Here is a 10,048-nt window from a genome sequence, read left to right on the forward strand (position 1 = left end):
AACCCTTATAGAGAAAGGCATGGCTGCGATTTTTGTCAATTGTTTTTGCTCTAGAGCGAACTAATCAATTAAGTCTCTTGCCAGATAAGGATTTAGTCAATTTATGCCCTCCTATCGAACCATACCAAGTAACGAAGAACCTAATTAAATTAAAAATGGACTATGCCGAAATTAACCTTAAGCAACGAACAAGTAATCGAATTAGTCAAACAACTCCCCGAAGACCAGAAACGAGAAGTTTATAAAATTCTCATCCTCAGTCAGTCGGACCGATGGGAATCCTTGTCTAACTACGCCATTGACAAAGCTCGAATCGTGGCGAAAGAATGCGGCTATGATTGGGATACCATGACCGAAGAGGAAAGAGAAGAATTTATCGATGAAATCGTTCACGAACCATCATAATATCCACCGAATTTACAGAGTATATAGCGTTTCCCAATCTCATGAGGTACACCAAAATCTTAACTCCTGACTCGGAGACTCCTGACTCCTCAAAACCTAAGACTCTGTACCTCACCACTATGGGAATTGCTATAAACGAGCATAATAAGGGACTCTTAAGACAATTCTTGCCCAAGAAGACGAATTTTAAAATCCTGAAGCCAAAGGAGGTAGAAAGAGCCGTAAACTTAATTAACAATCGAGGTGGCTCCATAACAGCTTAAGCTAGAGCTAGTAAATATAAATAGCACCCTGTTGATTGATGTTAAAGGTGGTATAACCGGGGGTACTCCCCGGAACTTTGGTGACAGTAATCGTGACTAAATTATCATCATTGACCTCTACGCCATAGATTAAACTAGAAGAATAGGGATCTGCGGCTGCATTAGCTCGATTAATCAGAATATATGCTGGAATTACCAAACCTTTTAGGGTTGTCTCCGTACCGGGAGATAATAATTGGGGAGAGGAATTAATATTGGCCGATAGGTCATAATTGAGGTCAATATCGGTTTGATTGATGATTTTAATCTCCACGGGACGACTCGTATTCACCCTAGCAACAGGCTGCCAAGGACCGGGTTGAAAGGTGGTAGCGGGGGGATTTTGAGCGGGTAAAGAGGGGGGAAAAACTAATCCCAGACTTAACACTAGGGAAAGAGTCAAAAAGCGATCGCATTTCATAGATAAATCCTGGTCTAGGGTTTTCATCCTATTTTAGGGAGGTATCCCCAGTGTTTTATACTGAAAGTAGAAGCTTTTGAAATTGTCTATAGCATTGATTGATCAGCTATCAGGGAATATCCTAAGCTTCCCTGATTTTGCTCTGTAAACAAGGCTAAATACACCCATTTTTCTCGAGAAGTTTCCCTAGTAACCCCTATCAACGGTTTAACTTAGGTTGAGATTGATTATATGCCTACCATCGACATATCGGGAGTATCCCACAGTTACGAGTTATTTTCGCCCCAAGCGGATAAACCAGTTTTAGTCTTTATACACGGTTGGCTGCTGAGTCGTCACTACTGGCAGCCTTTGGTAGATATTCTCTCCCCGGATTATCCCTGTCTAGTCTATGATCTCCGGGGCTTTGGCGACTCCCAAAAAATCACCTCTAACAGTCCTCCTAGCAGTTATAACCTTGAATCCTACTCCCAAGACGTTATTACCCTTCTTAACCGCTTAAACCTCGATGCTGCTTGGTTAGTTGGTCATTCCCTCGGTGGTAGTGTTGCTTTGTGGGCCGCGGATAGCTGTCCTGAACGGATTAAAGGGGTAATCTGTATGAATGCCGGCGGTGGCATCTATCTAAAGGAGGAATTTGAGCGATTTCGGGAAGCCGGTAGACAGATTTTACAGAAAAGACCCTCTTGGTTGCCCCGTGTTCCCTTTATTGATGTTTTATTCTCGCGGATGATGGTCAAGCAAACCCTAGGTAAAAAATGGGGCAAACAGCGCGTGATTGATTTTGTCCAGGCCGATTACCAAGCGGCCCTAGGGTCACTTTTGGAAACCACCACTATCAGCGAAGTTCATCTTTTACCCCAGATTGTCTCCCGTCTCCCGCAACCGGTCTATTTTCTGGCAGGGAAAGAGGATACGATTATGGAAGTTAAGTACGTTAACCATCTGGCCAGTTTTCATCCCTTGTTTGAAACTGGCAGCAACGTCATTGAGTTATCCGATTGTGGTCATTTTGCCATGCTGGAACAAACAGCAGCGGTGGCCCAAAAGATGATGGCTATTTTAAATCTGCATCGCAGTTAGAACCTTTAGGTAAGCGCATTCTTGAACTTTTCCAACAGTTTCTTAACTCCACAAACAGTGAACTAAAAACTCAAATCTGATCCCTGATAGCTGTCTCGGAGTCTCCTACTTAATGTCTTAGGCCATAATTAAAACTCAATAACTTTAACCAGAGGCGAGGATTGTCTTTTTCTAGCCAGCTTTGCCAGTTTTTTAACCATTGGGGAAACCAGGGACCCAAAAGCAGATTTTTGACTCCATCAAGGCTAAAATCGAGATAGGAACCCAACCAGCGCATTAAATCCTGACTGCCGGCCATTTCTGCTATCCATAACAGTAAAGTGGGGTTTTTTCTGGCCGCTTTAATTGCTAAACGGCTAAAGGTCAACCAATCGGTTTTATCCTTAATAAAGGTTTCGGAAACCTCCGGCGGTTCGTCGGCCAATAAACCGAAAAATGTGTTTAACATGGCGTTAATTCTTTGGGGGGGTAAGGTTTTTCCCGTGGGAACCATCATTCCTTTAGAAAATAACCAAGTTACCGCCACATTACTTTGATAGGCCCGCACGTTTTCTAGGTCTTTAGCTGTTAGTAAATCGTGTTTTAAGGCCGTATCCAAAAGATGGGTTAAGCGCTCTAAATTACGCACCAAAGAACCGAATCCAGTAAAGATTAAGGGTGATTGCAGGGAGGCGGCATCACCGATGGCTAAAATGCGATCAAAGGAGACAATTCGATCTTTTTTTCCTGTGCTAAAATGCCCCGGTATATAACCAAAGGTGGGTTTTTTCCAAGTTAATTTTTCTGGGTCACACTGTCGATATTCGGGCAAAATAGTAAAGAAATCTTCGTACATTTCTAACAGAGAACCGGGGTTATCGGGATGGACTTGATGATAGTGAAATAGATAAAAGGTTAATTCTTTTCCTTCCCCCGGAAATAATTCCCAAATTAATTGCCTACCTTTAGAAATATCGCCATGGGAATTTAAGACATCACCATAGTGAGAATCCCACACCACCGGATCGAATCCTTCTACTACTGCCCCCACCGTCGGACAGACACTATCAAAGGCACGCACTCCGTTTAATTGCCAAGCAATGGCAGAGGCGGAACCCATGGCATCAATCAATAAACGGCCTTTTATCTGTTGAATTTCTCCACCATGATTAAGGGTGACAGTAACACTATTAGCGGTAATATCAGCCTTAATAAATTCCGTTTGATCGAGAATTTTACCGCCATAGTACTGTATTTTTTTAGCGCAGGATTGCAGCAATTTATCGGAATTAATGGCGATATTTAAAACCGTGGGAGTATGGAGAATTTTGGCTTTCAGATGGGGGGGATTATTGCCATCAAAAAACTTATTAAAGCCATCGATGTATTCTTGGAAGATTAATTCCTCGAATTCTTCGGCGGTAAATAGGCCTAAATTAATTAAACTTTGAAACTCCGATCGAGAGATATTCCATTCCCGATTCATCCGTCCGAAAGGTAGTCTTTCTACTAAGAGGACTCGATAACCTAATTTGGCCATCTGTGCCGCATGAATTGCCCCCAAGGCACCACCAATATAAATTAAGTCGTAGGTGATGGGATGATTATTTTCCTCGCTGCTAGAGAAAATTACCGGCTGCGGTTGTTGGGGATTTTTGGCACTGTCGCGCCAACGTTTTTCCCACCAGTACAAACGTTCTAAATCTGCCTCCCCTTGCGGCATTTTGCGGAAGTAGTGAACCGTTAGGGGATAGTCCGCTTCTAAATCTGTAAAAATTGAGTGATTTTTTTGATCGATATTTGGTAGCGTGTTATACTGCGGCGGAAAACGCTTTTGTAAAGCTCGATCGAGCTGCCGAGTCAGGGATGTTTCTTGATCATGCGATCGCTCACCCCAGCGGAAAACTTTTAAATAAGTAGTCCGTTGCAGCGTCCAGACAAAAATCGACAATTCGATCGCCTCCGATAAGCGCAATCTCACCCCGTTAGGTGTATTTGTCTTGACACCGTTTGCGGGTTGCCAATCGGATTGTAACCACTGACAAACGGCGATCAAGTCAGGAGTCGGAATTTCTCTGTAAAGTATTTCTTTCATCTTGATTTAGTTATTACACCCAAAAATCGTCTGATTACGCTAGACTACACAAAAAGTTTTCTGAAAAAAGTTTAAAAAACTTTACATACCTAGATTAATACACAGCCTACCCCATCTGATTATGAATTATCCCATCCCGACTACCCCCGAAGAAATTGCCGCCCTCCGACAGCGTCCCGTCGATGAGGAGATGATCGCTGCCGTGATTGCGGGAATTATTAGAATGGCCCGCGCTCAGGGTCAATCTCTCGATGATCTGACTGAAGAAATTCTCGCAGAAGACCCGATTTTAGATCAAGTGCAACGACGTTGGTTAAGTCAGCTTTTGACTAATGCTTGGCAAAATTTAGCTGGATGGGTGTAATTGAGCGATGGAATGGCTAACAATCACTCTCGCTAGTGTTTTGACCCTGTTAACTCCCGCAGGGGCAATTATTGATACGGTTTTAGCTCATACCCTTCGCTCCCAAGTCCAAAAAGTGGAACAATTAGCCGTGAGGGTCGATAATACTCCCAATTATCAGGTTCTGCAAGGCAAAATCGATCGAGTTCGCATTTCTGCACGGGGAATTTATCCCCTTGCTGGTGTTCGCATTGAGAAGATCGAGCTAGAAACTGAGCCAATTAGCCTCGATTTGCGGCGATTACAGCAAAAAAACAGCAGTTTAGCCGCCGCACTGCGCCGACCAGCTGCGGGAGCTTTGCATCTTGTCCTCACGGAAACTAATGTTAATCAAGCTTTACAATCGGCAGCGGTCAAAGAACAAATTCAGACCCTGATTAATAATCTGATTCCCTCTAGGGAAGAATTTGGTAGCACAAAATATCAACTTAGTCAAGCAAATTTTAATTTTCTTAATAATAATCGAGTCACCCTCAGCCTGCAGCTAGAGACACAACGGCCAGACGAACCAGCATCCACCCTCAATCTGAGCTTAGAAGTGGGATTTAAGCTAGTGCAGGGGCGAAAAATCGAGCTTATTGACCCCACAGCCACTCTTAATGGTCGTCGCATCTCCTCGCGCCTTCTCAAGGGGTTTGCCGAGGGTATATCCACCCAGTTAGATTTAAAAAACTTCGAGAAACAAGGAATTATCGCCCGCCTTCTCCAATTGCAGATTGACGATGATAAGCTGAGTATAGCCGCCTTTGGCAGCATTGAACCTCGATCGGGGAACCCCAATTAAATTTAACGGTCAGAAAAGAGGAGATATTTCAGTGATCAGTGATCAGTAATCAGTAATCAGTGAAAAGAAAACGGCAATTTCTATTTCAGTGATCGGTAAAAAGTGAAAAGACACTGGGAAACTGCTATTTAATACTGCTCACTTAATACATACCAATAACTGATAACTGATAACTGATAACTGATAACTGATAACTGATAACTGATAACTGATAACTGATAACTGATAACTGATAACTGATAACTGATAACTGATAACTGAATTATGCCTAGTTCTCGCTCTAGTGATAAAATCTCTTTGCCTTGGATAATTGGTATCGGCCTCGCTTTATTTACTGCTGGTGGGGCCACTGCTTGGTTTGCCGTCCATCACCTATCTTCCCCCCAGAAAACTAGCGAAAACCCGATTGAATCTCCCAGTCCGGCGCCGATAAGTCAATCGCCAATTGTTGAACCGATTTCTCCCGGTCCAGTGAAGACAAGTCCGACAGCAACTCCTGCAGCTATTCCTGTTAGGGAAACTCGACAGGTTTATTGGTTAAAAGTGACCGATAGGGGTAATCAATTAGTCACCCAAGAAATTACCGTTCAAAAAGCGGATAGCGACGACCGAGAGTTAACAGCAGTATTGCAAACTCTATTAGCAGGTCCAAGTAATCCTCAGGATATGACTACTATTCCCCCCGGGACTAAATTACTTGATTTAAAAGTAGATAAAACGGGAATTAAAGTTAATCTCTCGCGGGAGTTTGGCACTGATGATGGTCCTGATATGTTGATCGGTCGTTTGGCACAAATCATCTATACTACTACTACCGAGGATCCCAATGCCAAAGTCTGGATTCAAGTGGAAGGAAAACCCCTAGAATTATTAGGAGAAGGCCACGGTATTGAAGTTGCCCAACCGATGACTCGTAAGTTTTTTGAGGAGAATTATCAATTGTAAGTTGTCCGCGCATTTAAATTGTTTGTTGCGATAGCAAATTGAGGTTAACTAGGGGGATTACTGGGGGGATAGGGAAAAAGAATTGGATAGGGAAGTTTAATTCCTTCTTGCTGATATCGTCGGTGTAGGAGTTTAATAAATTCGTGTTTAATGGTGAGATGTTGAAAAAATTCTTCTTCTACCACCTTGAGATAGACTGTTAGCACAATGCTATAGTAATCGAGTTTACCATAAAGAATCAAGGGTTTATAGTTACCGAGGTGAGGTTGCAATAACTGAGCGATTTCTTGCATAACTTCTAGGGTAACTTTTTCGACTTTTTCTAAGTCACTATCGTAACTAATGCCCACTTCCACGGGAATCAGTAGGGAGTGATCTGGTAAACTATAGTTACGGAAACTAGAAGAAATGATCTGAGCATTGGGAATGACCAAAAGATTATTGGTAATTTCTTCGATGACTGTGCATCTTAAATCCACATCTCGCACATAACCAGCTTCTCCCGTTCTCAGTTCAATATAATCTCCCGGTCTAACTTTTTTAGAAGTGATAATATTAATCCCTGACATTAAATTAGCTAGGGTATTTTGGAGAGCTAAACCGAGGGAAACACCCCCAATACCAAAGGCAGTAAGCATCGGAGTTATCGAAATGCCAATCGAGCTTAAAATCAGCAAAAAACCGCAGCTAAAAATCAGAACTTTGGCGAGAAATTCAAATAGGGAAGTTAGGGAAGAAATGCCATCATCTCCCGTGGTATAAACTCGTAATATTTCCACGGATAATTGAGCAACAACCCAAGTAGCCGAAGCTAAAAAAGCCACTAGCAGCAATTTTTGGCTCAGGAGAATCAGGGAGGGAAAGAGGGGAAGATTGGGAAGGGAGAGGGCAATATTTAACCCCAAAAGTCCGAACCAAAGTATGCTTAATCCACGAAGGGAACGTAAAACCCCTTCCGAGAAACGCAGGTTTTTTTCTCTGGCAATCGATAAAAGTTGACTGACAACGCGCTGTTCTACGAGCCATCCCAACAGCAGGAAACTGAGGATGATAGTGATAGGTAAGATAATATAGGGCCAATCTTCCAGTCTGGTTAATAGGTTCATTGCTAGAGGGTTAGAAAAAGATGCAGTTTTGTCTTATATTATTCTCCATTTGCCTATCTCTAGCAGGGGCGGTGGAATTTTCGGGCAAAAAGTTGCAAAATGTAAAGAGAAACTCACCTTTCCTTCGGCGGCCTTCGTGAATAGTCAGTTATTTAAACCAAAATTCGGGCTTTATCGACTCTTAATAGTTATAATCGTGGTTTTGTTGCTGATTAGCACCTTTTTAATCACCTTTCATCTGGCTAAGATGTCGGATCCTTACATTAAAGAGGTTTTATCCCTACAAGGTAATGTCAGTCGCGGTTACGAAATCTTTCAGATTAACTGCGCTGCTTGTCACGGTCAGTTTGCTGATGGCATCGTCGGACCGAGTTTAGAGGACGTTTCCCATCGCAAATCGAGAATTAGTCTGATTGAACAGGTAATTAGCGGTAAAACCCCGCCGATGCCCAAATTTCAGCCTGATACTCAAGCTATGGCCGATTTATTGGTTTATTTAGAAAATCTTTCAAAAAACTGACTTGAAAGAGGGTGTAGGGTGTAGGGTGTGGGGTGTAGGGAAGGAAACCTCTTTCATCTGTGGGGGTGAAAACTTTTTCATCGGGACTGACTCTTGGCTGAGATTGATGGTAAGCTAGGACGCGTTGAAACTGGGTGCAGAGTGGGAAGCGGGGGAAGTGGGGACGTGGGGACGTGGGAAGTGGGGGAATTTCAACTAAAACCCTAACACCCCCCGCAAAGCGCACGCAGTGACCACCCCAAAACCCAACCCCTGACCGACTGATAAATTTTACTTATATAGAAAAATTTTGCTTATATTTGGGTACGCTAGTAGAGACACTTAACGATAAATACTTATGTCTTGGCATTCCCAAGTTGAACCGGCAATTATCCAAGGGGATTTCTGGCAAGTTAGCCAGTTTTATCAAGAATTGATAGAAAAAGAACCCTTAGAAATTAGTCATTATTGGTATTTAGGATTGGCCTATCTTTTAGAAGCTAGGGAAGAAGAAGCACAAACCACATGGTTATTCGTCCTCAGTCAAGGGGATGAAGGGGAAATGACTGCGTGGACAGCAGATTTAGTCAATATTTTGGATGGGGAAGCGCGAAGACAATTAGAGTTAGGCAATTTAGAAACCAGTTGGTTAATTCGAGGACATATTCGCGAGATTAGTCACGATAATATTGATAATTTACTGCGGTTTATTTTATTAGCAATTAATTTGAATTATTTTGAAAAAGAGCAGTTAAAAACTTGGTTATTTGTCGATGTGTTAAAAACAAATGATTTCCAGAGTCTCGAGTTAAGTTTATTAGCAGAAGTTTTAGAAAAATTTCTCGATTCTCAGATACCAGAAACCGTCCCCTACTTAGAGGCAATATTTCAATCTAACTGTCAGCGACAAACTTTTATCAAAGTAGTAGAAGCTAAATTACCTTCTCTAGGCATACCATTGGCTATTGATATTATTAATACTTGTTTAGCAGTAGAACCAGGGCAAATTTATCTGTTAGCTGAACTGTATCAATGTTATTTTTATAATCGAGATTTTGCTGCTGCTATGCAAGTAGCTAGTCAATTAAAAACAAGTTGTCAAGGGTTGCCTTCTCAAGCTGTAGCTGATTTTCTTGCTCTTTATGTCAAATTATTTAGTGGTAATTGGGTCGATATTAAGGCAGATGTTGAAGAATATACAGAATCCTTGCAAAAAACCATCGCTAATCGAGAATGTCCCAGATTACTTGATAAACCATCCCTAGCAATTTTATCCCCTCTAGTTTACCTAGAAGATAACCCACGAAAAAACCGTTACATTAGTAATTGTGTTGGTCAACTTTTTCAGGGATATGTTTGCAATAATTATAAGGGTAATTCTCTTCACAAATCGACTATTAAAGATACCAATAAAGTTCTAAAAATTGGCTATATTGCCCATACTTTATATAATCATTCTATCGGATTGATCTCTAGATGGTTAATGAAGTATCATGACTATAACCAGTTTCATGTCTCTTTATACCTAGTATCTCAAAAAGAAGACCTTATCACTGAAAATAGTTTTAGAAATCAGGTAAATGCTTGCTATAATTTACAGATTGATCCTCTAATGATTGCTGAAAAAATCAGTCAAGATAATATTGATATTTTGGTAGATTTAGACAGCATCACTAATAACACAACTTGTCAAGTCATGGCACTAAAATCCGCACCAATACAAGTGACTTGGTTAGGTTTTGATGCGTCAGGAATTCCTGCAATTGATTACTATCTTGCTGATAATTACGTTTTACCAGCAGATGCACAGGAATATTACCGAGAAAAAATTTGGCGCTTACCTAATTCCTATATTTGTGTGGATGGTGTCGAGGTTGCTTACCATTCTCTCCGAAGGGATGATTTAGGGATTCCAGAGGATGCAATTAATTACTTAACCGTACAAACGGGGGTAAAACGGAACCCTGAAACTATTCGACTTCAGCTACAAGTTTTAAAGGCAGTTCCTAATAGTTATTTGAGTATT

The 10,048-nt window shown here is 41.6% G+C and carries 12 protein-coding genes and 1 pseudogene; 9 read left to right on the forward strand and 4 right to left on the reverse strand.

Features of this window, described 5'->3' with window-relative positions; translation table 11 throughout:
* The first annotated feature begins 32 nt into the window (after positions 1 to 32).
* From IM509_RS12625 to IM509_RS12635, 3 genes and pseudogenes are all read left to right on the forward strand, one after another.
* Entirely contained in the window at positions 33 to 245 is a 213-nt protein-coding gene (locus IM509_RS12625; RefSeq protein WP_072923843.1) for a hypothetical protein, read from the forward strand.
* Positions 163 to 405 carry a hypothetical protein gene (locus tag IM509_RS12630; RefSeq protein WP_052275303.1) on the forward strand — a complete coding sequence of 81 codons (243 nt, stop codon included), beginning with the start codon at positions 163 to 165 and terminating at the stop codon, positions 403 to 405. The genes IM509_RS12625 and IM509_RS12630 overlap by 83 nt, the downstream gene beginning before the upstream one ends.
* Positions 406 to 536: 131 nt before the next feature.
* Positions 537 to 647: pseudogene (locus tag IM509_RS12635) on the forward strand (IS30 family transposase); the annotation flags it as partial.
* Between the two features lie 28 nt (positions 648 to 675).
* On the opposite strand, the gene IM509_RS12640 reads toward IM509_RS12635, so the two are convergent.
* Positions 676 to 1,128: a hypothetical protein gene (locus IM509_RS12640; RefSeq protein ID WP_052278339.1), complete on the reverse strand. Its 453-nt coding sequence runs from the start codon at positions 1,126 to 1,128 to the stop codon at positions 676 to 678.
* A gap of 231 nt (positions 1,129 to 1,359) precedes the next feature.
* On the opposite strand from IM509_RS12640, the gene IM509_RS12645 reads away from it, so the two are divergent.
* On the forward strand, positions 1,360 to 2,211 hold the full coding sequence (locus tag IM509_RS12645; protein WP_072923840.1) for an alpha/beta fold hydrolase: 852 nt from the start codon (positions 1,360 to 1,362) through the stop codon (positions 2,209 to 2,211).
* 109 nt (positions 2,212 to 2,320) lie between these two features.
* On the opposite strand, the gene IM509_RS12650 is transcribed toward IM509_RS12645, so the two are convergent.
* Positions 2,321 to 4,285, reverse strand: a complete 1,965-nt coding sequence (locus IM509_RS12650) for an FAD-dependent monooxygenase family protein (RefSeq protein ID WP_072923838.1) — start codon at positions 4,283 to 4,285, stop codon at positions 2,321 to 2,323.
* Positions 4,286 to 4,406: 121 nt separating this feature from the next.
* On the opposite strand from IM509_RS12650, the gene IM509_RS12655 reads away from it, so the two are divergent.
* A complete protein-coding gene (locus IM509_RS12655; protein ID WP_002763591.1) occupies positions 4,407 to 4,649 on the forward strand; it encodes a hypothetical protein in 243 nt (80 codons plus the stop codon).
* A 7-nt stretch (positions 4,650 to 4,656) separates the two neighbouring features.
* Positions 4,657 to 5,472: an LmeA family phospholipid-binding protein gene (locus IM509_RS12660; protein WP_052275304.1), complete on the forward strand. Its 816-nt coding sequence runs from the start codon at positions 4,657 to 4,659 to the stop codon at positions 5,470 to 5,472.
* A 128-nt stretch (positions 5,473 to 5,600) separates the two neighbouring features.
* Here the strand turns inward: IM509_RS12660 and IM509_RS12665 are convergent, their stop codons facing one another.
* Positions 5,601 to 5,822 carry a hypothetical protein gene (locus IM509_RS12665; protein WP_287716998.1) on the reverse strand — a complete coding sequence of 74 codons (222 nt, stop codon included), beginning with the start codon at positions 5,820 to 5,822 and terminating at the stop codon, positions 5,601 to 5,603.
* Here IM509_RS12665 and IM509_RS12670 point away from each other — a divergent pair.
* Positions 5,737 to 6,417: a GerMN domain-containing protein gene (locus IM509_RS12670; protein ID WP_072923833.1), complete on the forward strand. Its 681-nt coding sequence runs from the start codon at positions 5,737 to 5,739 to the stop codon at positions 6,415 to 6,417. The genes IM509_RS12665 and IM509_RS12670 overlap by 86 nt on opposite strands.
* Before the next feature lie 44 nt (positions 6,418 to 6,461).
* Here IM509_RS12670 and IM509_RS12675 read toward each other — a convergent pair whose 3' ends face one another.
* The gene (locus IM509_RS12675; RefSeq protein WP_185237441.1) at positions 6,462 to 7,523 is read right to left on the reverse strand and encodes a mechanosensitive ion channel family protein; all 1,062 of its coding nucleotides are present in this window, start codon (positions 7,521 to 7,523) and stop codon (positions 6,462 to 6,464) included.
* Between the two features lie 28 nt (positions 7,524 to 7,551).
* On the opposite strand from IM509_RS12675, the gene IM509_RS12680 reads away from it, so the two are divergent.
* A complete protein-coding gene (locus tag IM509_RS12680; RefSeq protein ID WP_052275306.1) occupies positions 7,552 to 8,043 on the forward strand; it encodes a c-type cytochrome in 492 nt (163 codons plus the stop codon).
* A gap of 337 nt (positions 8,044 to 8,380) precedes the next feature.
* Positions 8,381 to 10,048 (forward strand): O-linked N-acetylglucosamine transferase, SPINDLY family protein (locus tag IM509_RS12685; protein ID WP_272079480.1); only part of this gene is annotated, 1,668 nt, incomplete at its 3' end.

It is taken from the genome of Microcystis sp. M31BS1 (assembly GCF_020245285.1).
Taxonomy (GTDB): domain Bacteria; phylum Cyanobacteriota; class Cyanobacteriia; order Cyanobacteriales; family Microcystaceae; genus Microcystis; species Microcystis panniformis.